The sequence below is a fragment of the Phaeobacter porticola genome (assembly GCF_001888185.1).
Classification (GTDB): Bacteria; Pseudomonadota; Alphaproteobacteria; order Rhodobacterales; family Rhodobacteraceae; genus Phaeobacter; species Phaeobacter porticola.
The window spans coordinates 1,135,881-1,158,885 of record NZ_CP016364.1; the positions used below are offsets into that span (position 1 = coordinate 1,135,881).

23 protein-coding genes are annotated in these 23,005 nt (G+C 61.9%); 9 read left to right on the forward strand and 14 right to left on the reverse strand.

The annotated features are described in order from the left end of the window. The first annotated feature begins 27 nt into the window (after window positions 1–27). Window positions 28–1,839 carry an ABC-F family ATP-binding cassette domain-containing protein gene (locus tag PhaeoP97_RS05565; RefSeq protein ID WP_072504233.1) on the forward strand — a complete coding sequence of 604 codons (1,812 nt, stop codon included), beginning with the start codon at window positions 28–30 and terminating at the stop codon, window positions 1,837–1,839. A 168-nt stretch (window positions 1,840–2,007) separates the two neighbouring features. Here PhaeoP97_RS05565 and PhaeoP97_RS05570 read toward each other — a convergent pair whose 3' ends face one another. From PhaeoP97_RS05570 to PhaeoP97_RS05585, 4 genes are all read right to left on the reverse strand, one after another. Beyond that, window positions 2,008–2,562, reverse strand: coding sequence for a sugar O-acetyltransferase (locus tag PhaeoP97_RS05570; protein ID WP_072504234.1), 555 nt, complete (start codon window positions 2,560–2,562; stop codon window positions 2,008–2,010). Continuing rightward, window positions 2,559–3,053 (reverse strand): GFA family protein, encoded by a 495-nt coding sequence (locus tag PhaeoP97_RS05575; protein ID WP_072504235.1) that lies wholly within the window; start codon window positions 3,051–3,053, stop codon window positions 2,559–2,561. Before PhaeoP97_RS05575 ends, PhaeoP97_RS05570 begins: the two co-directional genes overlap by 4 nt. A 169-nt stretch (window positions 3,054–3,222) precedes the next feature. Then, a complete protein-coding gene (locus tag PhaeoP97_RS05580) occupies window positions 3,223–3,978 on the reverse strand; it encodes an SDR family NAD(P)-dependent oxidoreductase (protein ID WP_072504236.1) in 756 nt (251 codons plus the stop codon). 72 nt (window positions 3,979–4,050) lie between these two features. Next, window positions 4,051–4,995, reverse strand: coding sequence for a GNAT family N-acetyltransferase (locus PhaeoP97_RS05585; RefSeq protein WP_072506319.1), 945 nt, complete (start codon window positions 4,993–4,995; stop codon window positions 4,051–4,053). 202 nt (window positions 4,996–5,197) lie between these two features. On the opposite strand from PhaeoP97_RS05585, the gene PhaeoP97_RS05590 reads away from it, so the two are divergent. Next, window positions 5,198–5,413, forward strand: coding sequence for a hypothetical protein (locus PhaeoP97_RS05590; RefSeq protein ID WP_157891233.1), 216 nt, complete (start codon window positions 5,198–5,200; stop codon window positions 5,411–5,413). Between the two features lie 78 nt (window positions 5,414–5,491). Here PhaeoP97_RS05590 and tyrS read toward each other — a convergent pair whose 3' ends face one another. Continuing rightward, window positions 5,492–6,838: a tyrosine--tRNA ligase gene (gene tyrS / locus PhaeoP97_RS05595; RefSeq protein WP_072504238.1), complete on the reverse strand. Its 1,347-nt coding sequence runs from the start codon at window positions 6,836–6,838 to the stop codon at window positions 5,492–5,494. A gap of 152 nt (window positions 6,839–6,990) precedes the next feature. Between tyrS and PhaeoP97_RS05600 the strand changes: the two genes are divergently transcribed. Then, complete coding sequence (locus PhaeoP97_RS05600) at window positions 6,991–8,163, forward strand: anhydro-N-acetylmuramic acid kinase (protein ID WP_072506320.1); 1,173 nt, start codon at window positions 6,991–6,993, stop codon at window positions 8,161–8,163. Window positions 8,164–8,222: 59 nt separating this feature from the next. Here the strand turns inward: PhaeoP97_RS05600 and PhaeoP97_RS05605 are convergent, their stop codons facing one another. Next, a complete protein-coding gene (locus tag PhaeoP97_RS05605) occupies window positions 8,223–8,654 on the reverse strand; it encodes a cupin domain-containing protein (RefSeq protein ID WP_072504239.1) in 432 nt (143 codons plus the stop codon). Window positions 8,655–8,732: 78 nt separating this feature from the next. Here PhaeoP97_RS05605 and PhaeoP97_RS05610 point away from each other — a divergent pair, with 78 nt between their 5' ends. Further along, a complete protein-coding gene (locus PhaeoP97_RS05610) occupies window positions 8,733–10,172 on the forward strand; it encodes a protein adenylyltransferase SelO (RefSeq protein WP_072504240.1) in 1,440 nt (479 codons plus the stop codon). 10 nt (window positions 10,173–10,182) lie between these two features. Here the strand turns inward: PhaeoP97_RS05610 and PhaeoP97_RS05615 are convergent, their stop codons facing one another. Together PhaeoP97_RS05615 and PhaeoP97_RS05620 are read right to left on the reverse strand one after the other, a co-directional pair. Beyond that, on the reverse strand, window positions 10,183–11,076 hold the full coding sequence (locus PhaeoP97_RS05615; RefSeq protein WP_192849682.1) for a DMT family transporter: 894 nt from the start codon (window positions 11,074–11,076) through the stop codon (window positions 10,183–10,185). Window positions 11,077–11,429: 353 nt separating this feature from the next. After that, window positions 11,430–12,767, reverse strand: coding sequence for a DEAD/DEAH box helicase (locus PhaeoP97_RS05620; protein ID WP_072504242.1), 1,338 nt, complete (start codon window positions 12,765–12,767; stop codon window positions 11,430–11,432). Between the two features lie 374 nt (window positions 12,768–13,141). Here PhaeoP97_RS05620 and PhaeoP97_RS05625 point away from each other — a divergent pair, with 374 nt between their 5' ends. From PhaeoP97_RS05625 to PhaeoP97_RS05645, 5 genes are all read left to right on the forward strand, one after another. Then, entirely contained in the window at window positions 13,142–13,555 is a 414-nt protein-coding gene (locus tag PhaeoP97_RS05625; RefSeq protein ID WP_072504243.1) for a Fur family transcriptional regulator, read from the forward strand. A 208-nt stretch (window positions 13,556–13,763) separates the two neighbouring features. After that, the gene (locus PhaeoP97_RS05630) at window positions 13,764–14,660 is read left to right on the forward strand and encodes a DMT family transporter (RefSeq protein ID WP_072504244.1); all 897 of its coding nucleotides are present in this window, start codon (window positions 13,764–13,766) and stop codon (window positions 14,658–14,660) included. A 172-nt stretch (window positions 14,661–14,832) separates the two neighbouring features. Beyond that, entirely contained in the window at window positions 14,833–16,107 is a 1,275-nt protein-coding gene (gene eno, locus PhaeoP97_RS05635; protein ID WP_014879670.1) for a phosphopyruvate hydratase, read from the forward strand. Between the two features lie 66 nt (window positions 16,108–16,173). Continuing rightward, a complete protein-coding gene (locus tag PhaeoP97_RS05640) occupies window positions 16,174–16,689 on the forward strand; it encodes a carboxymuconolactone decarboxylase family protein (RefSeq protein WP_072506321.1) in 516 nt (171 codons plus the stop codon). 206 nt (window positions 16,690–16,895) lie between these two features. Beyond that, window positions 16,896–17,114 (forward strand): hypothetical protein, encoded by a 219-nt coding sequence (locus tag PhaeoP97_RS05645; protein WP_072504245.1) that lies wholly within the window; start codon window positions 16,896–16,898, stop codon window positions 17,112–17,114. A gap of 174 nt (window positions 17,115–17,288) precedes the next feature. Here PhaeoP97_RS05645 and PhaeoP97_RS05650 read toward each other — a convergent pair whose 3' ends face one another. The 6 genes from PhaeoP97_RS05650 to PhaeoP97_RS05675 form a co-directional block, all read right to left on the reverse strand. Beyond that, a complete protein-coding gene (locus PhaeoP97_RS05650) occupies window positions 17,289–17,564 on the reverse strand; it encodes a glycine zipper 2TM domain-containing protein (RefSeq protein ID WP_072504246.1) in 276 nt (91 codons plus the stop codon). 547 nt (window positions 17,565–18,111) lie between these two features. Then, complete coding sequence (locus tag PhaeoP97_RS05655) at window positions 18,112–18,561, reverse strand: GNAT family N-acetyltransferase (RefSeq protein WP_072504247.1); 450 nt, start codon at window positions 18,559–18,561, stop codon at window positions 18,112–18,114. Next, on the reverse strand, window positions 18,558–19,085 hold the full coding sequence (locus tag PhaeoP97_RS05660) for a GrpB family protein (RefSeq protein ID WP_072504248.1): 528 nt from the start codon (window positions 19,083–19,085) through the stop codon (window positions 18,558–18,560). Before PhaeoP97_RS05660 ends, PhaeoP97_RS05655 begins: the two co-directional genes overlap by 4 nt. Next, window positions 19,082–20,023 carry a nucleoside hydrolase gene (locus tag PhaeoP97_RS05665; RefSeq protein ID WP_072504249.1) on the reverse strand — a complete coding sequence of 314 codons (942 nt, stop codon included), beginning with the start codon at window positions 20,021–20,023 and terminating at the stop codon, window positions 19,082–19,084. Before PhaeoP97_RS05665 ends, PhaeoP97_RS05660 begins: the two co-directional genes overlap by 4 nt. A 169-nt stretch (window positions 20,024–20,192) precedes the next feature. Next, a complete protein-coding gene (locus tag PhaeoP97_RS05670) occupies window positions 20,193–21,413 on the reverse strand; it encodes a DegT/DnrJ/EryC1/StrS family aminotransferase (protein ID WP_072504250.1) in 1,221 nt (406 codons plus the stop codon). Between the two features lie 168 nt (window positions 21,414–21,581). Further along, window positions 21,582–22,892, reverse strand: a complete 1,311-nt coding sequence (locus PhaeoP97_RS05675) for an NAD(P)/FAD-dependent oxidoreductase (RefSeq protein WP_083570332.1) — start codon at window positions 22,890–22,892, stop codon at window positions 21,582–21,584. Window positions 22,893–23,005 lie beyond the last annotated feature (113 nt).

Consider the following 23,005-nt stretch of genomic DNA (forward strand, 5'->3'; position numbering starts at 1 on the left):
CCCCGCGCCCCGGTTTAGCAGCCTCGCATGGCACGTATTCCTCTTTTACAGATGTCCGGCATTTCCCTCACCTTTGGGGGCGATCCGGTGTTCGCGGATCTTGATCTGGTGGTGCAACCCGGCGACCGGGTGGCGCTGGTCGGGCGCAACGGATCTGGCAAGTCAACCCTGATGAAGGTGATGGCCGGTCTGGTCGAGGCCGACAAAGGATCGCTGGTGGTGCCGCCCGGAAAATCCGTCGGCTATATGGAGCAGGACCCGCAGATGACCGGCTTTGCCACGCTGGGTGATTTCGCGGCCTCCGAGCTGGACCCCGGCGAGATGTACAAGGTGGAGCGCGCAGGCGAGGGTCTGAAATTTGATCCTGCCCGCCCTGTGGCGACGGCCTCCGGCGGGGAAAAACGCCGTGCAGCGCTGGCCAAGCTGATGGCTGAGGCACCGGATCTGATGCTGCTGGACGAGCCGACCAACCATCTGGACATCGAGGCGATCACCTGGCTTGAGAATGAGCTGAAATCGACCCGCGCCGCCTTTGTGCTGATCTCGCACGACCGGGCGTTTCTGCGGGCGCTGACCCGCGCGACGCTTTGGGTGGACCGGGGGCAGGTGCGCCGTCAGGAAAAGGGATTTGACGGCTTTGAAGCCTGGCGTGACAAGATCTGGGAAGACGAAGACCAGCAGCGCCACAAGCTGAACCGGCTGATCAAATCCGAAAGCCGCTGGGCGGTTGAGGGCATCTCTGCCCGCCGGAAACGGAATATGGGCCGGGTCCGCGCGCTTCAGGATCTAAAATCGGAGCGGTCCAGCCAGATCAAACGGCAAGGCACTGCCGAACTGGCACTGGACGCAGGCCCGAAATCTGGCCGCAAGGTGATCGAGGCCGAAGGGCTGTCCAAATCCTACGGCGACAAAACGATTGTGCGGGATTTCTCGATCAAGGTGCAGCGTGGTGATCGCGTCGCCTTTGTCGGGCCGAATGGTGCAGGCAAGACAACCCTGTTGAAGATGCTTCTGGGGCTGGAGCAGCCCGACGAAGGCGCTGTGCAGATGGGCACCAATCTGGAGCTTGCGCTGTTTGATCAGACCCGTGACCAGTTGGATGGCAATGCCAGCCTTTGGGAAAACCTGACCTCTGATCCGCTGCTGGGGATTTCCGGCAAGGCGGATCAGGTGATGGTGCGGGGGCAGCCGAAACATGTGGTTGGCTACCTGAAGGAATTCCTGTTCGACGAGGCGCAGGCCCGCGCGCCTGTGCGGTCCCTGTCCGGGGGCGAGAAGGCGCGGCTGCTGCTGGCGCGGTTGATGGCGCGGCAGAGCAACCTGCTGGTGCTGGATGAACCGACCAATGATCTGGATGTCGAGACGCTCGACCTGTTGCAGGAGCTCTTGGACAGCTACGATGGCACGGTTCTGCTGGTGAGCCACGACCGGGATTTTCTGGACCGCGTGGCCACCACCACCATCGCCATGGAAGGCGGCGGCGGGGCCACGGCCTATGCCGGCGGCTGGAGTGACTATCTGGCCCAGCGTGCCCCGGCTGAAGGTGCCGCAGAGAAGGCTGAGAAAGCCAAGGCCGCCAAGCCAAAACCCAAGCAGGAAGCGCAGCCCAAGGACGGTCTGAGCTTTAAGGAAAAACATCGGCTGGAGGCGCTGCCCGGAGAGATTGAACGGCTGGAGGCGGAGATCGCCAAGCTGCAACAGCTGATGGCCGATCCTGAGCTGTTCACCCGCGAGCCGGTGAAGTTTCAAAAAGCCACCGATGCGCTGGTGGAGCGGCAGGAGAAACTTTCCGCCGCTGAGGAAGAATGGCTGGAGCTGGAAGAAAAATCTGCGGGCTGAGACCAGTCTGGTTTTTTTGGTAAGCCATGTTGACCCAATGTTTCGCACGCGAAACATTGGGTCAAAGACGCTGCCGTAGTCGTTTGTAAAATATAAATTTTTCCTGATTGAAGCCTAAGGCGGCGCACGCCTGCTGCGCAACAGGTTCGCGTTTTGACTCTGCGGATTCTAGCGAGGGAGCGCCCGCGCCGGATTGCCGACAACCGTCACCCCGGCCTCCACATCTCGTGTTACCACGGCACCAGCGCCGACGATGGCGCCATCGCCGATGCTGGTGCCCGGCAGGATAATCACGCCGCCGCCAATCCAGACATCGGACCCCAGCGTGACCGGATAGGCGATCTCCAACCCCTCGGCACGTAAGGCTTTATCTTTGTGGTGCTGGGCGCAGTAGATCTGCACATTTGGACCCAGCATGGTGCGATCCCCAATGCGCACAGGGGCGCTATCCAGAATGGTGCAGCCCGAATTCATATAGACCTGATGCCCGAGCGTGATGTTGATCCCGTAGGCGCAGTGAAACGGGGTCTCGATCAGGCAGTTTTGTCCATGTTCAGCAAAGAGCGCAGCCAGCGGCGAGCTGAGGGGTTCGCTGGGATCCGGGGCGCGGTGATTGTGCTGATGCACCGCCAGACGGGCCTGATGACGCAACACCGAGAGTTCGCTGTCTATGCAACAGTACCAGTCGCCCGCCTGCATCTTTTGTCGTTCAGTTTGGCTCATGCCGGGCCTGTTCCGGGTGAGGGCGGCGGGGGCGGTGCGATGGTTTTGGCATATTCGTCCATCAGATCCGCCAGCTCCTCCGCCGTGGTGGGGAAGCGGGCATAGCTGTGGGGGGCCGGGACCTTTGCCCAGAGCTGTTTCTCCTCGGTCATGATCTCGACGAAGGGGGTGAACCACGTAAGGTCATCCAGCAGGGAGGCACGCAGATTCACCCGCTCCGGTGCCGCCTTCAGGCGGGAGAGAACGAAGCTGAGGCAGCTCGGGCAGTAATAATGCTTGCGCTCTTCGCTGTGGAGGCCGCCCAGCACCAGCTCTCCCGTGGTGGTGACGGCATTTGCCGGAAACATGGCGGTCAGGGAATAGGCGCTGGCGGCAAGTTTCTGACAATCGCGGCAGTGGCAGGCCAGCGTCAGCAGGGGCGCGGCAGTGACATGCAGGTGCACAGCGCCGCAGAGACAGGCGCCGGTCAGTGGCAGGTTGGGCTGGGTCATGGGTCGGCTCCCCCTTGGTCAGGCTTTACGACAGGCTAGCGGAGTTTCCGCGGGCTGTCGCTGCTCAATCCCGTGCCGCGTCGATCAGGGGGAGGGGGTGTCTCAAGGGGGGGATCCCCCTTGAGGTATCAGTGAGGTATCAGTTGTAATAGTTGCACCTGTGAGCGCGTCAGCGCATCCGCAGCGCGCCGTCGAGGCGGATGACTTCGCCATTGAGATAGCCCATCTCGACGATGAACCCGGCCAGACGGCCATATTCGGCAGGGTCACCAAGGCGGGCCGGGTTGGGCACATCGGCGGCCAGTTGCTGCTGCACCTCTTCCGGCAGGCCCGCGAGCATCGGGGTCATGAAGATGCCCGGTGCGATGGTCATCACCCGCACGCCCGAAGATGCCAGATCACGGGCCATCGGCAGGCACATGCCCACAACGCCGCCTTTGGAGGCGGCATAGGCGGCCTGGCCCTTTTGACCATCAAAGGCCGCGATTGACGCGGTGTTGATGATCACGCCGCGGCCGCCATCCTCGGCCGCGTCACATTTGGCGATTTCCACCGCAGCCAGCCGGGCCACGTTGAAGGTGCCGACGAGGTTGATGTCGATGGTGCGCTGATAGGCATCAAGGGGATGCGCCCCATCACGGCCCACGGTTTTGATGCCAAGGGCGATGCCGGCGCAGTTCACACAGGCGTTGATCTTGCCCATCTTCTCGCTGGCGAGCACCATGGCAGCGGCGACCGACTGCTCGCTGGTGACATCGGTCTCGGCAAAATGCCCGCCGATTTCGGCGGCAACGGCAGCGCCGCGTTCGGCGTCGCGGTCCAACAGGGTGACCTGGGCGCCATTGGCGGCGAAATGACGGGCGGTGGCCTCACCAAGGCCAGAGGCGCCGCCGGTGACGACGGCGGCGGTTTGCGACAGTTTCATGAGCAGGGCTCCTCCCGGGGGTCTGTGCTATCGGGTTCATATCTGAACGTGTGTTCAGATAATCACGTCCCCCTAGCAGTGTCCAGAGAGCCCGGGATTCATCAGCCGTTTGTCGAGCGCGGCCAAGGGGCGCAGCAGGCGACCCAGCGGCGGCCAATAGGCCCAGGTGCCGCCCAGTTGGTGCAGCCGCGCGCCGGTGCCCAGTTTGAACCGGGCCAGACCGGCGGCGTCTTCGGTGTTGATCACGCCAAGGTCGAGCTGTTCGCAGCCCTGTTCGGCGAGCCAGGACATCGCCTCCCACATCAGCAGGTTATGGGCCGAGAGCGCCTTGCCCCGATCGGTGGTATGGGCAATGTGGTAGGTTGCGCCGCGCCCGTGACGCAGAACAAGAATGCCCGCGACGATCTCCTTGCCGTCGTGGGCCTCGAAGATCTTGGCCATGCCTTTGTTTTCGCGGGCGTATGCCAGCGTCAGATCCACCGGCCAGTTGCGATAGCCGCGGTTGGATTGCTGCGCGGCATCCGCGGCAAAAATCCAGTGGCCGGATGTCTGCGGCAGCGACTGGCGAGTGATGCGCAGGCCCTGCTGTTCGCCGTGCACCAATCGGTTGCGCCATTTCTGGTGTAGATTGGCGCGCCGCTGATCGGGGTCAGTCGTCAGGTCTACCAGTCCGACATGGGCCGGGCTGATCAGCGCCACGGCCCCGTGGCGGGCAAGGGCAGGCGTCGGCGTTTCGGGGGACAGGATGACGGGCGTGCGGCGCAGACCGCTTTCCTGCAATTGTTCCAGCAGGCGCAACGGCTTGTCGATACGGGCGCGGTTCACCATGGCCACGTTGATGCGTCTCCAGAGTTTGCGGCGCATCACGACGGTGTCCTTCATCTGGCCAAGCACCAGTGGGTCCTTGTCTGTCGCCTGAAGCGCGCGGGCAAATTCTGCCGATTGCGGCAGGGCAGAGATGGTTTCGTCGCGAAGAATGGGTCGGGGCATGACATCTGCTGGTGTGAAATCGAACATGGCGCCATTAACCGCAGCGAAACCTAAATGATGGTTAATAGAGATATGAAAAATGCGAATAAAATTAGAAATCATCATGCACCGGCCCCAAGGATGACCAAAGCCGCCGCCCTGTTGGCAGCGCTGGCCGTGTCCTTGCCGATTGGGCTGGTGCTGTTGCTGGTGGACCTGCTGCTGCTGTGAGGTCGGGTGGCTGTTGCCTTTGCGGTCAGTGCGTGAGGTAATCTGCGCAGGCTGGTGGCTGGTGGCTGGTGGCTGGTGGCTGGTGGCTGGTGGCTGGTGGCTGGTTGGTGTTGCCGCGCCGCGCGTTGCGCGGCGCTTGGACCAACGGGCATTCCCATCCGGGATGGGAGATGACGGGCGGGAGCATCTTGTCGGGGATGCTGCGACGCTTATGGCCGGAGCAGGAATATCCTAGCAGGCCTTCTGATCGTATGAAAAAAGGGGACACAGTGGCCCCCTTTTCCTGTCTTGTCTGTTGGCTGTAATCCGGCGGTTAACCGTCCAGCTGCACCAGCGCGTGGCGTTTTTTACCTGCGGAGAGTTTGATCGGCGAGGCCAGAGCGGCAGCGTCGATCATCAGACCTGCATCGGTCAGCGGCTGGTCATCGATCTTGGCGCCGTTCTCGGCGATCAGACGCTTGGCGTCCTTGCCGGATTTGGCCAGCCCGGATTTCACAAAAAGCGAAACCGCCGATATATAATACTCTTTCTTATCTCCGGTCAGTCGCTTGATGAACTGCAGCCTTTCGGTAGTTGACATAGCGCCGGCCATTTCGGGCGCTGCGCCAACCCACGTAAAGTCATCAAGGCTGAGAACAACTGTCGGTAGGTCGTCGCCAACGCCGCCTTTTTCAAAGACTTCGCGGGCTGTGGCCTCTGCGGCTTCGGCAGCGGCGCGGCCGTGCAGAAGGGCTGTGACCTCATTGGCGAGGATCACCTTGGCGGCGTTCACCTCAGAGCCTTCGAGCGCTCCGAGACGGTCGCATTCGTCCACCGGCAGCTCGGTGTAGAGCTTGAGGAAGCGACCCACATCGGCGTCGGTGGTGTTGCGCCAGAACTGCCAGAACTCATACGGTGAGAGCAGATCGCCATTGAGCCAGATCGCGCCGTTCTGCGATTTGCCCATCTTCTTGCCATCTGAGGTGGTCAGCAGCGGCGAAGTGAGGCCATAGATTTCATGGTCCAGCACCCGGCGCGTCAGGTCGATGCCGTTGACGATATTGCCCCATTGGTCCGAGCCACCCATCTGCAACACGCAGCCGTAGCGGCGGTTCAGCTCCAGGAAGTCATAGGCCTGCAAAATCATGTAGTTGAATTCGAGGAAGGACAGCGACTGTTCGCGGTCGAGGCGCGATTTCACGCTCTCAAACGACAGCATCCGGTTCACCGAGAAATGGCGGCCGATGTCCCGCAGAAAGGTGAGGTAGTTCAGATCGTCCAGCCATTCGGCGTTGTTGAGCATCATGGCGGCGTTACCCGCGCCGCTGTCATAGTCGATATAGGCGTCGAACACCTTCTTGATGCCGGCGATGTTGTCGTCGATCTGGGCGTCGGTCAGCAGCGGGCGTTCATCAGCGCGGAATGACGGATCGCCGACCTTGGTGGTGCCGCCCCCCATCAGGGTGATCGGTTTGTGGCCGGTCTTCTGGAACCAGCGCAGCATCATGATCTGGATCAGCGAGCCGACATGCAGCGAGGTCGCGGTGGCGTCGAAACCGATGTAGGCGGATTGGCCGGGAGTCATCAGCGCCTCGTCCAGGCCCTGATAATCGGTACAGTCGGACAGATAGCCGCGTTCCATCATAACTGCGATGAAATCCGATTTTGGGTGGTAGGTCATGATGTGCCTCGGCTTTTTGAACTGCGCTGCTGTATAAAACGCAATTTGCACGGGGGAAAGCAGTGTGAACGGCTTTGCTGAATAAATTCGCTGCTGTATCCTTGGGGCCAAATCGGCGCGATGCGCCCAATATCTCAGCAGGCCTTATCAGCATGACCAGATCCAATCCTTCGGCGCGGTCCTCCGCGATCCCCAAAACCGGCGTCTTGCGCGCCCTTGGCACCATGAGCGGCACCTCGCTGGACGGGGTGGATGCGGCCATTGTCGAGACAGACGGCGTGGCGATCCACGGCTTCGGGGCCAGCGCCTACCGCGCCTATGAACCGGTGGAGCGCGCGCAGCTGGCCGCCGCGTTGGGGCACTGGCAGGGGCCGCAGGTGGAGGCCGCAGGTGAGATTGTCACCCGCGCCCATGCGGATCTGCTGGCGCAGGTTCTGGCTGAGGATGCAGAGGCAGGGGCGGATCGGCGGGCGGTTGATGTTATCGGGTTTCACGGTCAGACACTGGCTCATGCGCCGCGCGTGCAGGGCACCCTGCAGGTCGGCGATGGGGCAGCGCTGGCAGCTGAGTTCAACACACCGGTGGTCTGGGATTTCCGCAGCGATGATGTGCGGTTGGGCGGCGAGGGCGCGCCACTGGCACCGTTCTTTCACTTCGCCTGCGCGAAATACCTGAAACGTGACAAGCCCCTGTGTTTTCTGAACCTCGGAGGGGTCGGAAACCTCACTTATGTTGATCCGAGGCTTGAGGCGGCAGAGGATCCCGGCGCGCTGCTTGCATTTGATACCGGTCCTGCCAATGCGCCGATCAATGATCTGGTGCAGGCGCGCTGTGGTCAGATGATGGACGAAGGCGGTGCGATTGCCCGGGGCGGCGTGGTGGAAACCGGCGCGCTGGAGCTGTTTCTGGCGGAGTCGTATTTTGCCCGGATGCCACCGAAGTCTTTGGACCGCAATGATTTTGCCGAGATGATCACGCTGGTGTCCGAGCTGACTGACCGCGATGCAACAGCGACCCTGACCGCCATGTGTGCAGCGGCGGTGGCGCAGGGGATGGAACATTGCCCGGAGCCACCAGAGGTGGTGCTGGTGACCGGTGGCGGGCGGCATAATCCGGTCCTGATGGAGATGTTGCGGGTGTCGCTGGATTGCCCGGTTGCCCCGATTGAGAGTGTCGGGTTGGACGGCGACATGCTGGAGGCGCAGGCCTTTGCCCATCTGGCGGTGCGGGTGGCACGGGGGCTGCCGACCTCCTGTCCCGGTACCACTGGGGTCCGCGCCTGTGTCGGCGGCGGCGTGGTGAGCGTGCCGGGGGGCGAAGACTGAGGTCTGGCAGCCAGGAAACTTGGAAGTTTCTTGGTAAATTTTTGCGTAGAAATTGGGCGTTAGCCGCGCGGGATGTCAAAGCCCGGCGCGGCCAGTTCAAAGCCGTCAAACTGGAACCCGGGCGAGACGGTACAGCTGACCAGCGTATAATCTCCGGTGGTGCGGGCAGCCTGCCAGTGGCCTTCGGGAACGATCAACTGGGGTTCGCCCTCGGCCAGGTCGGGGGACAGGAGGTGATCCTGCGCCGGACCATCGTCAGTGGCGGAGAGTGACAGCACCAGCGGCGCGCCAGCGTGGTAGAGCCAGATTTCGGTGGCATCGACCCTGTGCCAATGGCTGCTTTCGCCCGCCTTCAGCAGGAAATAGATGCAAGTGCCGGTGGCGCGGCCATTGTGGCTGTCGGCATTACCAGCAATCCATGTCTGGCGATAGTAACCGCCTTCGGGATGGGGCTGGAGGTTCAGCTTGGCGATAATCTCATCGGCGGTCATGTCTCGGCTCCGTTTGGTCTGTTGGCACAGGGAACGTTTGGCTCTGGCAATTTGACATTTGCCGCATATGTTTGGGCCATGACATTGCACATTCCCTTTGACAATACATATGCCGCGCTGCCGCCGGTGTTCTACACGAAACAGTCCCCTGTGCCGGTGAAGGCGCCGGAGCTGATTGCCTATAACGCCGCGCTTGGGGCAGAGCTGGGTATCACCGCAGGCGGGACGGCTGAGCTGGCGGAGGTCTTTGCCGGCAACCGAGTTCCCGATGGGTCTGATCCGCTGGCGCAGCTTTATGCGGGGCATCAGTTTGGCAATTACAATCCCCAGCTGGGGGATGGGCGCGCGATCCTGCTGGGCGAAGCTGTTGGCCCGGAGGGGGCGCGGCGCGATATCCAGTTGAAGGGATCTGGGCGCACGCCCTATTCGCGGGGCGGTGACGGGCGGGCCTGGCTGGGGCCGGTCCTGCGGGAATATGTGGTGAGCGAGGCAATGCACGCGCTTGGCATCCCAACCACCCGCGCGCTGGCAGCGGTTACCACCGGCGAGACGGTCTGGCGTGAAGAGGGCGGTTTGCCCGGCGCTGTGTTGACGCGGGTGGCCTCCAGCCATTTGCGGGTTGGGACGTTCCAGATCTTTGCCGCGCGTGGCGAGCAGGCGGCGCTGCGTCAGCTCACACAGTATGCCATTCAGCGCCACTATCCTGGCGCGGACGGCCCGATGGGGCTGTTGCGGGCGGTGCGGGATCGTCAGGCGGAGCTGATTGCGGCCTGGATGTCGGTGGGGTTCATCCATGGGGTGATGAACACCGATAATTCGTCGATATCCGGTGAGACGATTGATTACGGGCCTTGCGCCTTCATGGATGTGTATCATCCCAGCACGGTGTTCAGTTCTATCGACCGGATGGGGCGTTATGCCTATTCCAATCAGCCCGATATCGCGGTGTGGAACCTGGCGCAGCTGGCAACGGCGCTGATCCAGCAGGCGGAGGATCCGCAGGCCATGGTGGAAGAAGCGACGGAGATTGTGCATGGAATGCCCGCCCTGACCGAGGCCGCCTGGTTGCGGCGGTTCGGGACCAAGATCGGTCTTGCTGACGCAAGGCCTGACGATATGGCGCTGATTACCGATTTGCTGACCCGTATGGCAGAGGAGCAGGCGGATTTCACTAATACCTTCCGGGCTTTGGGGGATGCTGTTGAGCCGGACACCGGCAAGGTTCATGATCAGTTTCAGGAGCCTGAGAGCTTTGACAGCTGGGCGACCGGCTGGCGCGCGCGATTGGCGCAAGAGGCAGACCCGATGGCGGTGATGGCAGCGGCAAACCCGGTTTATATCCCGCGCAATCACCGGATTGAAGCGATGATCGCCTCTGCTGTGGCGGGGGATTTCGCCCCGTTTGAGCGGCTGAATACGGTGCTGTCGGATCCGTATGTTGTGCAGGACGGGGCCGAGGATCTGCGCCGAACTCCGGCGGCGAGCGAGGTGGTGAAGGCGACCTTCTGCGGCACCTGATGCTGCGTGGTTACTTGCGATTGATCAGCACGATGCCGACGGCGACCAGTGCCAGTGCGGCCCAGACCTGCGGGTAGATCACCTCATCCAGCAGGAGCCAGCCCAGAATGGCGGCGATCACTGGCGACAGAAAGCTGAAGGAGGCGACCGCATTGGCGCGATAGATGCTGATCAGCCAGAGCCACAGGAGATAGCCGAGGCTGGCAATGGCCACGGCCTGAAACACCACGCCGGAGATATGCAGCGCGGTGGGGGCGCGCAGGAGCGGACCGAACAGCGGCGAGATCGCCAGCAGGACCAGCGCCGAGGTGGCCAGCTGATAGGTCAGCTGGCGGATGGGCGGGACATGTGCCAGTGGCGACAGGCGCGCGCACAGGGCGATCCCGGCCCAGGCCAGCGTGGCCGCAAGCGCCAGAACATCACCGAGCAGTGAGGCATCGCCGCTGCCCCGGTGCAGAACAGCCAGCACCACGCCGCCCATGGCCAGCACAAGCCCCAACATGCGCATTGAGTTAAGCCGCTCTCCGGGCAGGAGCAGATGGCCCGCCAGCGCCAGCCAGACCGGCATGGAGTTGAAGATAATGGTGACGCGCGACACTGATGATAGGTCCAACGCGATATAAAGACAGACAAATTCGGCTGTGAACAACAGGCCTGACACCAGCCCCCAGAGATGGACGGAGCGGGTCCAATGTGTTGGCGTCTGGGCAGGCGCTGGAGGGCTGGCGCGTTTCAACTCGCCGTGAAAGGCGAGCCATGCAAGCAGCACCGCCAGCCCAATGAGAGAGCGTAGGCCTGCCTGAAACACCGGGCCGAACCCGCCGTTGGAGACCTTGATTACCACCTGATTGAAGCCCATCAGCCCGCTGAAGCCGATCAGCATTGCGGCCCCGATGCCGTCCATTGTGCGCTTTTCACTCATCGCGCCACAAGAGGCGGGGGTGAGAGCGGAGTCAAGCTGCGAAATCAACGATTTGCGCAGTCTCAGTGCGGCAAACGAACGGGCGCGGTATTGGCGCTTGCAGTGACCAGCGGGCCATAGCGTCGGAGAGGACTCTCAATGGGCGGGGGCATGGCAAGACAAGATTGGCGGATCTGAGAACCGCGTTGGGGCGTCACTATGTTACCTGGGCCGTAGCGCGCTGCCTTAAAGAGAGAAAAGCCGGTGGCGCAGAACGCGCCACCGGCTTTTTGAGTGTTTAGATGTCCCCCGCAGGGGATGCCGGGACCACCCGGCAGGGATTATTTAGGCCGGGGTTACTGGGCGCGGCGGCGCTGACCGCCGGGTTTGCCCTGACCGCCGCCCTGACCAGCACCCTGACCACCGCTGCGCGCACCACCTTGGCCGCCACCGCCGCCGCCGCTGCGACGCCGACGATGACCACCGGGTTTGCCGCTGCCGCCGGGCTTGCCGCCACCGCCGCCACCGCGACGACCGGCGGGGGCCTTGGGATCGGGCAGCACTTCCCACGGACGCCCGGAAGCGGTCGGGATGGTGATGCCCATGGTTTTCTGAATGGCTTTCAGTTCGCCCATCTCGTCCGGGGAACAGAAGGCCACGGCCTGACCGTCCTTGCCCGCGCGTGCGGTCCGGCCGATGCGGTGCACATAGGCGTCCGGCACATTGGGCAGTTCGTAGTTATAGACGTATTTCACATCCGGGATATCAAGACCACGGGCCGCCACATCGGTGGCGACAAGGATGGTGACCTGACCGGATTTAAACTGTGCCAAAGCGCGCTCGCGCTGGCCCTGGCTTTTGTTGCCGTGGATCGCTGCGGCGGAGAACCCTGCGGCGGACAGGGTCTTCATCAGCTTTTCCATGCCATGTTTGGTGCGGCCAAAGACCAATGTGCGTTCGCCGTCGATCGCGCGCAGCTGCTCTTTCAGCATCGACAGCTTTTCGGCCTTGGCGATGAAATGCACCGATTGAGTGATCTTGTCGGCCGCCTTGCCGGGAGGGTTCACCTCAATCCGGATGGGGCTTTGCAGATAGGAATTGGCAATCTCGTTCATCTGCTTGGGCATGGTCGCCGAAAACAGCATGGTCTGGCGCTGTTCGGGCAGCAGGGATGCGATTTTGCGCAGGGCGTGGATAAAACCGAGGTCCAGCATCTGGTCGGCCTCGTCCAGAACAAGGAAGTCGCAGGAGCTAAGATCCAGGGCGCGTCGGTCGAGGATGTCCAAAAGACGTCCCGGCGTGGCAATCAGGATATCGGTGCCTTTGGCAATACGGGCGATCTGCGGGTTGATCGACACACCACCAACCACAAGGCCGGTTTTCATCGGGGTGCCTTCGGTCAGCGCCTTAAGGTTTGCGGCGATCTGGTTGGCCAGCTCGCGGGTTGGGGCCAGTACCAGACCACGGACGGTCTTAGGAGCGGGTTTCTGGCCGTATTGCATCATTTGTGCGATCAGCGGAATGCCAAAGGCGGCGGTTTTGCCGGTGCCGGTTTGCGCCAGACCCAGCACGTCTTTGCCGTTCAGTGCATGCGGAATAGCGTGCGCCTGGATGGGCGTCGGGTCGGTATAACCAAGGTCTGCAATGCGCTTCAGAAGCTGCTCGGGCAGCCCCATTGTCGAAAATTCAGTCACGTCTCGTCCTTTCACAGCCGAACCAAATGGTCCCGGCCGGTGCCGCCACAGGGGGCGGTCTGTCGTTGGGGCAGGACCTCGGGCGGGGCAGACATCATGTCTGACCGCTGGTCTCTGCGATTGCCCCACGCGTGATATTGGGAACGGTGGCATATCCTTAGGGTCGGTTTTACGGCCTGCGCTATCTATCTGGCGCGGCCCGACGTCCTCTGCTCACGCGGCAGGGAGGGATGCCTGACAGGGCAGATGGCCCCGCTGGCTGCCAAAGTCAATGGTCAATTGCTGCATATTCTGTACCAAAGAGTGTTAAAACCCGGTTTGCGACCCGTGCGTCTTTGTTTAAACAGGGGAGCCATGCTGGAAAAGGGACGGCCATGAGCGAGACGATTATCGCACGCTGCGAAGCGAAGGGTCTGCGGATGACAGGTCAGCGACGGGTGATTGCCCGCGTGCTACAAGAAAGTGCCGACCATCCCGATGTTGAAGAGCTGTATGCCCGTGCCAGCGCGCTGGACGGGGCGATTTCGCTGGCGACGGTCTACCGCACGGTAAAGCTGTTTGATGAAGCGGGTATTCTGGACCGGTTGGAGTTCGGCGACGGGCGGGCGCGTTATGAGGACGCCGACCGGGATCATCACGACCATCTGATTGATATGAATACCGGTGCGGTGATTGAGTTCTGCGATCCCGAGATCGAGGCCTTGCAGGAAAAGATCGCCGAAAAGCTGGGCTATGAGCTGCGCGGGCATAAGCTGGAGTTATATGGCGTGCCGCGCAAGCGCGACTGACTGCTGTCATTTTGTTCAGGCGATCTGCGGCGGGCACGCCTTGGCGCTGCGCCCGTCTTGCATCACGGGATGTGATGGGGCGGGCCACAGCAAATCATGGTGGTAGGTCGCAAACGGAGTTGTCCGGCGTCGCTGGCTGCTGTTTGTTGCCCGGATTGGTCACTGACAGGGTGACCTGCAGGACGATTTTCAGAACGGAACAGCGCAGATGAACAACATCACAGGAATTTTGCTGGTGATCCTCGCCATGGCGGGGTTTTCACTGGAAGATATGTTCATCAAGCAGCTGGCGGCGTCGGTACCGGTGGGGCAGATCCTGATCATGCTGGGCCTTGGCAGCGGGACCGTCTTTGTGATCTGGGCCAAATTGCAGGGGCACCGCATTTTTGCACCGCGCAACTGGCGCTGGCCACTTGTCCTGCGCGCCTCGACCGAGGCGCTGGCGGCGGTCAGTTTTGCCTCGGCGCTGGCGGTGGTGGATATCTCGACCGTGGCGGCGGTGTTTCAGGCGATGCCGCTGGCGGTCACGGTTGGGGCGGCGTTGTTTCTGGGCGAGGACGTGGGCTGGCGGCGCTGGAGCGCGATCCTCGTCGGTTTTGCCGGGGTGCTGATGATCGTGCGGCCCGGATTTGCGGGGTTTGAACCGGGTGTGCTCTTGGTGCTGATTTCGGTTGTTGCGGTTGCCGCGCGTGATCTGATGACGCGGGTGATGGACAGCGCTGTGCCATCAGCTGTGGTCAGCTCGCAGGCCTTTGGAGCCGTCATCCCTGCGGGGGTGGTGATGCTGCTGCTGTTGCCGGGGGATCCGGTGGCCCTGCAGGGGATGCAATGGGGGATGATGCTGGGTGGCGTTATCTTTGGTGTGTTGGGTTACTACGGGATTGTCACCGCCACCCGGATTGGTGATGCCGCTGTGATCACCCCGTTTCGGTATTCCCGACTGGTGTTTTCGACGCTGATTGGCATGGTGATCTTTGCTGAGGCGCCGGATGTGATGACACTTGCAGGCTCTGCGCTGATCATCGGCTCGGGGCTCTATACCTTTGTGCGCGAACGGCGTCTGGCCCGGCGCGCGGCGCGGCTACAGATGGCGGCAACAGCCTGAGCGACCCCGACTAAGGCGGCGGCAATTGGTTGCGCAAACAGGTTGATGTTAGCCCTAACCCCGTAAAATAAGTCACGTTAGCGATAACGCCCGTGGTTTACTTTTGGCGTGCGAATGGTATGACGCTGGCAAGATTTGCCGCAACCATTTGCCAATATCAGGGACCTGAGTGATGAGCACAATTATCGATATCCACGCCCGTGAAATTCTGGACAGCCGGGGCAACCCGACCGTCGAAGTTGATGTCATGCTGGAAGACGGCACAATGGGCCGCGCGGCGGTGCCATCGGGGGCGTCGACCGGGGCCTATGAGGCGGTGGAAAAGCGTGACGGCGACAAATCCCGCTATCTGGGCAAAGGCGTGCTGGAGGCAGTTGCTGCCGTCAACGGTGAGATCGCAGAAGAGCTGGTCGGCTTTGACGCCTGTGAGCAGGTCGCCGTGGATATGGCGATGATTGAGCTGGACGGCACCGAGAACAAGGGCCGTTTGGGGGCAAACGCTATTCTGGGTGTCTCTATGGCTGTGGCCAAGGCAGCAGCTGATTTCACCACCCAACCGCTGTATCGATATATCGGTGGCACCTCGGCGCGGATGCTGCCGGTGCCGATGATGAACATCATCAACGGCGGTGAACATGCCGACAACCCGATCGATATTCAGGAATTCATGATCATGCCGGTGGCCGCGGAGAATATTCGCGATGCGGTGCGCATGGGCTCCGAAGTGTTTCATACCTTGAAAAAAGAGCTGTCGGCGGCGGGTCTTTCGACCGGGATCGGCGATGAGGGCGGCTTTGCCCCCAATATCGCCTCCACCCGTGAAGCGCTGGATTTTGTGCTGAAGTCGATTGAAAAGGCCGGCTACAAGCCGGGCGAGGAAATCTATCTGGCGCTCGATTGCGCGGCGACCGAATACTACAAGGACGGCAAATATGTGCTGTCTGGTGAAGGCAAGACGTTGAGCTCTGCCGAAAACGTTGCCTATCTGGCAGCATTGGTGAAGGACTACCCGATCATCTCTATTGAAGATGGCATGGGCGAGGACGACTGGGATGGCTGGAAAGCGCTGACCGACGAGCTGGGCGACAAGGTACAGCTGGTCGGTGACGATCTGTTCGTGACCAACCCCGCGCGTCTGGCAACAGGTATCGAGCGTGGCTGTGCCAACTCCATGCTGGTGAAAGTGAACCAGATCGGCACCCTGACCGAGACACTGAAGGCCGTCGATATGGCACATCGTGCGCGCTACACCAATGTGATGTCGCACCGCTCGGGCGAGACTGAGGACGCCACGATTGCCGACCTGGCAGTCGCCACCAACTGTGGACAGATCAAGACCGGGTCTTTGGCGCGGTCAGACCGGCTCGCGAAATACAACCAGTTGATCCGGATTGAGGAAATGCTGGGCGAAGTGGCCGAATATGCGGGCCGCTCGATCCTGAAATAAGCCAAGAGGCCGGGGCGTGTTGCTCCGGCCTTTTTCTATTTGATGTTTGTTTTGTGGTGTTTGACCATGCTTAAGAAGATTGCGCATTTCTTTATTCGTCGGGCTGAGCGCCGGATTGGCGTGTCACTGGATTATTCTCACGCCATTGCCGATACCGATCTGGGGCTATTGGCACGATACAACCGGGTGTTTGGATTTCTGGACCCGAACCGACATGTGCCTGCTGCGGCTTATCACGCGGCGCGGCTTACCGGGGCATTGACCGCCGATTGCGGCACTTGTGTCGAGGCGGAGATCAACCTGGCCACGGCGGCTGGCCTGTCCCCTGACTTGGTCAAATCCATTCTGAGAGGTGATGCGCTAGAGCCGGATCTGGCGGCGGTTGTACGTCTGGCCGGGGCGGTTGTTGGCACCCGCAGCGATGATCCCGAAGCGCGGGAGCTGGTGCGTGCCGCCTATGGCGAGGCCGGATTGATCGAGCTGAGCTATGCGATGAATGGCGCGGCCTTGCTGCCGGGGATCAAACGGGCAATGGGCTATGCGACGGCCTGCGATCTGCAACTGATGCGTCGGCTGGGCTGATCAGCGCGGGCGACGGGCTCCGGCACCTTGGCCTTATGTGGCCCCCAATTTGCAGGGCTGCAATTTGCCCTCTTTGTCTGCGCCTGCCGTGCTCTGCCCATGGATGTTGGTCTTCTGTAGTCTTGTTCACAGACCTGTGAGCGTGCCTGTGGCACTGTTTGTGTCAGGCGCTGCGGGGGTGGCGCTGGCTGAGGAAGGGGAAAACCATGCGAGGGAAACCACATCCGAAGATCCACGTTGAGCCGGCAATCGTGACCGCAGGGGCAGGCAATTGGCTGGCCATCGGGCTTGTTGTGGCGGTGGCGCTATTGGCGGGCTGTGCGGGGCCGGGGCACTACCCGCTGAGCGGCCAGAGTGTTGATGCTGGTGATCCTGTCCTACGCGCAGCTTTGAGCCAAAGCCCGATCAGCGGTGGCGGTTTCTGAACCACACCATGCAGTCCTGACGGGTGCCGTGCAGGCCGGGGGGGAGCTGGCGGCGAGGGAACGCGGCGGATCCGCCGCCGCTGGCGAAGGGCAAAAGACCCTGAGGACCGGGGGGCGCCTCAGGGTCTTTTCTATGTGATAGGCTCCGCTGCCCGATGTCAGGGCGCGCGATACTTAAGGGCAGGCGGCAGTGTAGTAGGTGCCATCGCCGCGGGAATAGGCGCATTTGCGCGACTGATTGTTCTGGGCCACCACGGTACCTGCCGCAGCGCCGCCAAGGGCGGCAATCAGGCGCCAGTCGTCATCTGCCTTGAGCGCATCTGCTGCGATCAGACCTGCGGCGGCACCACCGGCCACCCCGGCCACTGTCCGTTGTTCAGGCGTCAGATCGCTACAGGCTGACAGGGCCAGTGTCGCGGCGCTCAGACCGGCGAGAATATGAGACTTCATAATAGATTTCCTTCTCTTTTGATCGTCTTTTTTGCAGATGTCTCTGCAAATGCGTTTTGATCTTAGGTCGGTCCGGCGTTCCCACACCCGGTTTCACCACCCCTGTGGCAAACGCCGGACCGGTCTTGTGCGGGATCACCCCTGACCCCCGCGTTTGGCCCGCGTCGCCCTAATCCGGGGGCGCGGACCCAATACCATCGGCTTTGCCTTGGCAGCCACCCCGGTGGATGGCGATTTTGGGCGGCTTCTGCCACTGTCTTCGTTTTGCGCTACCTTGCGGCCGTAACTCGATGCCCCGTCCACAGGGCGGCGCGCTCCCACGCGTCCCACGGCGTGTTCAAACCTGAACCTGTTGGATGAAGAACGCCTGGCGTGGAATTTGGTTCCCACAAGGCGCAATAAAGTTTGTCGCTGGAGGTCCGCAAGGTCGATGTGGGCGAGGCAAGACCGCGTGACAAAACCGGCCCGCGCCATGTCAGGGGGGGCAGGTACCTACCGGGAATACCGTAGGGCGCGGGGCAAAGGAACATGCGCCGCTGCGCCGCGATCAGAGCTTACGACTCATCAGCATGTAGCGCTCGCGGGGTTCAAACCGGGCACGGGTATAAAGGCCGCGCGCGGTGTCATCGTTTTTGTCGACCTCAAGATGCAGTGCCTTGATACCGGCCTCAGCCAGGGTGCGGGGCAGGGCAAACAACACCTCGGTAGCAATACCGCGACGGCGCACCGGGGGACGAATGAACAGCTCATCCACAAAGCCGTCCATGCCGCCAAATTCCACCGACCAGCTGAAGGTGACAACGATGTAGCCCACGGGGGCGCGGCTGGGGCCAATCAGATAGACCGCGCCATAGGGCAATCCCTCAAGCAGCGGTTCGATGGCCGCGCGGCGCAAACTGTCATCCGAGGCGATGCCAGTTTCCTGATGAAAGGCGGCGACCAGATCCAGAACACGGTCCAGATCTTCGGTGCGGGCGAGGTGCAATGCGGCGCTCATGAGGTTTCCTTTGTTGCCAGCGCGTTGATCGCGTGAGCTTCGACCTTTTGCACCCAGTCTGATTTGCAGTCACCATATCCGTGCATGTCACCGGGATGCAGCGCGGCGCATTTGCCCTTGATCGCTGCGTAGCCTGCCCGCAGTGCGGCGTTGGCCCGCAGGGCGTCACGAAAGGCAATATGGCGCGTGATCTCGTCAGACCCTTTTACATAACAATGGGCCTGCACCCGGCGTTTTCCGGTTTCCGCATCATCGGCGCGGCAATAGCGCCGTCCGGGCAGGCCAAATTCACCCAGCCATTCGAACCCAAGCGCCTCAATGGTCAGGCGGGCGGTATCCATAGCGGCCTCGCTCTCAAAGACAGGTATCAGATCAATGATGGGTTTGGCGGGCAGGCCGGGAACTGCGGTTGATCCGATATGATGCACCTCAATCAGGCCGTATACGTCACTGTCTGTCCAGCGGTCTGCTTCGGCCTTGGCCTGTGCCGGCCAGGTGGGATCTGGGGCAACGATCAGGCTCATAGCCGCGCCAATCGGGTGGTGATCAGGTCGAAGAATCCGTCTGCATCCAGATCGCCCATAAACTGCGCATTGGCCGGGCGGTCGGTGACCCCCCACCAATCGGCCACGGTCATGCCCAATGTCAGCTCGGACGTGGTTTCCACCACCACATTGATCGTGCGGCCCGAGAACAGCTCTGGCCGGATCAGATAGGCAATAACGCAAGGGTCATGCAGCGGGCCGCCTTCGGAGCCGTATTTCTCCACGTCAAAGCGTTCAAAGAAATCAAGCATCTCGGCGGTGAAACGCGCCACTTTGGTATCGAGGGCACGGATCTTTTCGACGCGTGCGCGGGTGGCGAGCGCCTTATGGGTGACATCCAGCGGCATCATGGTGACCGGCACGCCTGAGGTCAGCACTGCGGCGGCGGCCTCCGGGTCGACATAGATGTTGAATTCTGCAGCCGGGGTGATGTTGCCGACCTCGAAATAGGCGCCACCCATCAACACGATTTCCTGCACGCGGTCCACGATATCAGGGGCCTTCTGAAAGGCGGCGGTGATATTGGTGAGCGGCCCCAGTGGGCAGAGCGTGACGGTACCGGATGCTTCGCGGCGCAGGCTGTCGATGATGAAATCGACGCCATGTGTTGCAGCCAGCGGCATGGTCGGATCCCACAGCTCCGGTCCGTCAAGACCGGTTTTGCCATGCACATGTTCGGCGGTGATCAGGGGCCGTTGCAGCGGGGCGTCACAGCCGGCGTGCACCGCGACATCCGGGCGGCCTGCCACCTCGCAGACGCGGCGGGCGTTGGTCTGGGTCAGGGCCAGAGGCACATTGCCGGCAACACAGGTTATGCCAAGCAGATCAATCTCTTGCGGGCTGGCAAGCGCCAGCAGAATGGCGACAGCGTCGTCCTGTCCGGGGTCGGTGTCGATGATGATCTTGCGCGCGCTCATGGGGCTGTCCTTCTGGTCGTCGCGCCGACCCTCGCAAGGGGGGCGGGTAATGTCCAGCGGTGGCGCGGGTTGCGGTCGGGAATTCGCCGGTTTCCTCCTACCCGCACACTGAAAAAGGCGCGCCGGATATGGACGCGCCTTATTGGTGGGTCTGGCCTGTACAGCAGGATCAGGCGGCGGCTGCGCCCATGGCGTCGTCCATCGCAGAGAGCAGAATGCCCGCGATCACATCGAGTTCGTCGCGTGTGAGGCGCACAGGCAGGCGGACATCGCAGGCCTGCATCAGCATGGCGCGGGTCTGCGGCAGCTCTGGGATATCGCGGAGGAACTGCCAGTTCCAGAAAGCGCGGGCATTGTCTGCTGAGCGGCCGAAGATCTGCACCTTGACGCCCCGTGCCTCGGTTGCGGCAGCAAAGCGGGTGATCTCATCATGGCTCATATCAACCAGATTGAACTGGATTGAATCCGGGGCGCGCTGCTCCGGTGCCAGTGGCGCGGGCACGTCGATATGCGGCGAGCGGTTGAGCTGATCAGCCACATAATCGTGGTTCTTCAGCCCATCGCGGACCCGGCGTGCCAGTTCCGGCAGTTGCGGACGGATCACCACAGCGGAGAGGTTGCTCATCCGCAGATTATAAAGCGGCAGTTGGTTCTGCCATTTGGCAAAGGCCTGCTCCAGATCGCCGGTGTTGTCGCCGGGGGCGGATTTATGCTTCTTCCAATTGTGTTCGTAGGCGCCGGACATGATCACGGCGCGGGCCACCAGATCGGCATCATTGGTGACCAGAATACCGCCTTCGCCAGCGTTGATCATCTTGTAGGACTGGAAAGAGAAACAGCCGATAGCGCCCAGCGTGCCGATATTGCGGCCATGCCAAGTGGTGCCAAGCGAATGGGCGGCATCCTCAATCACCGGAATGTCCCGCGCCTGACAGAGCGCCATGATCGCATCCATATCAGAGGTATGGCCGCGCATATGGCTGATGATCACCGCCTGCACATCGTCTAGCTTGGTCTCAAAATCGGCCATGTCGATGCGGTAGTTCGCGCCCACCTCGCAGAGCACCGGCACGCAGTCGGCATGCAAGATAGAGGAGGGGACAGCGGCGAAGGTAAAGCCGGGGATCAGCACACGGGCATCACGGGGCAGATCCAGCGCCTTCAGCGACAGGAACAGAGCGGCCGAACAAGACGACACCGCCAGCGCGTATTTGCTGCCAAGGAGCTGGGCGAATTCTTCCTCTAGCAGGGCGACCGGTGCATCCTGTGGCGCGGTGTAGCGAAACAGATCGCCAGAGTGCATCAACGCCTCAAGCGCTGTGCGCGCGGCCTCCGGGATGGGTTCTGCCTGATGGACATTCGGGACCTGCGACGGGGATGTCTGGCTCATATTTCAAAATCCTGAAGTTACCTTTTCAAAAATATAAAAGGTCTACGGGCAAATGCCAAGCACCCCCGGCAGGGGCGGCGGGTTTTGGCGGATAATTTCACGAAACTGTTGCTTTGCACCTGTCCGGGCAGCGTCGGCGCGCCGTTTTGAAGCGCGCGTCGCGGGATCTTAGATGCCCAGCCTGTCGCGCAGCGCATACCAGGTCATCGCTAGCGCCAGAAGCGGGCTGCGCATGGCCGTGCCGCCGGGGAAGGCAGGGGCGGGCACGCGCGCCATTGTGTCGAACCCGTCTCCGTCGCCCGCAACGGCCAGCGCCATCAGCTGTCCGGCATGGGTGGCGGTGCCGACGCCATGGCCGGAATAGCCCGAGGCGCTGAGGATATTGGGGGCAAGCCGGGCCAGATATGGCATCCGTTTCAGGGTGATGGCCAATGTACCGCCCCAGGCGTAGTCGATTTTTACATCCCGCAGATGCGGGAAAATCTCCGTCATTGGCTTGCGCACGGTGGCGGCGATATCGCTGGGGAAGCGGTAGCCATAGCTTTCGCCGCCGCCAAACAACAGCCGCCCGTCATGGCTGAGCCGGAAGTAATTCACCACAAATTTGCTATCGGCCACGGCCACATCACGGGCCAATACCTGTGCGGCGTCGGCGCCAAGCGGTTCGGTCGCGGCGATGAAATTGTTGATTGGCATCACCCGCGCGGCCACCTGCCGGTTGAGGCCGCCGAGATAGCCGTTGCAGGCCAGGATCAGATGATCGGCGGTGACCTGCCCTTCGGCGGTGCGCAGGCGGATCTGCGCGCCGTCTTCGATGTCCAGAACCTCGCTGCCCTCGCAGATCTGCACCCCGGCAGCTGCGGCGGCACGGGCCAGGCCGAGCGCATAGGCCAGTGGATGCAGATGGCCCGCCCCCATATCGAGCGAGCCGCCGACATAGGCGGGCGAGGGGCAGATGGCCTGCAATGCAGCCTTGTCCAGCGCGGTTATGTCGCCATAGCCATAGCGGGTTTGCAGATGTTCGACATAGCGGTGCTCGTGGCTGACGTCACTTTTGGAAAAACAGGCATGGGCGATGCCGGGTTTCAGATGACAGTCGATGTCGTGGCGGGTGATCAGGGATTTCACCAGATCCTTGGCTTCCTCAGCCAGAGACCAGAGTTTGGCGGCGTCAGCATCGCCCATCAGGCTTTCCAGCCCGTCTTGTTCCATGCGCTGACCGCTGCCCAGCTGACCGCCGTTGCGGCCCGAGGCGCCAAAGCCGACACGGTTGGCCTCCAGCAGTATGACTGACCGCCCGGCCTTTGCCAGATGCAATGCGGCGGAGAGGCCGGTGTAGCCGCCGCCAACGATGCAGACATCGGCGCGGGCCTCGCCCTGCAAGGGGGCAAAGGGCGCAAGCGGTGTGGCGGTGGCCGCATACCAGCTGTTGGGGTAGGTCCCCTTCTGGTCATTGGAATAGAGCAAGTTCAATGCCATCACACACCTCAGTCACCGGCAGGCGCCGCCTTTTGAGGCCAAGCGCAACTGCCTGTCATCTTTCCATAAATACTCACCAGCGCTGACGTCGCCGCAGATGCCAGCGCTGGTAG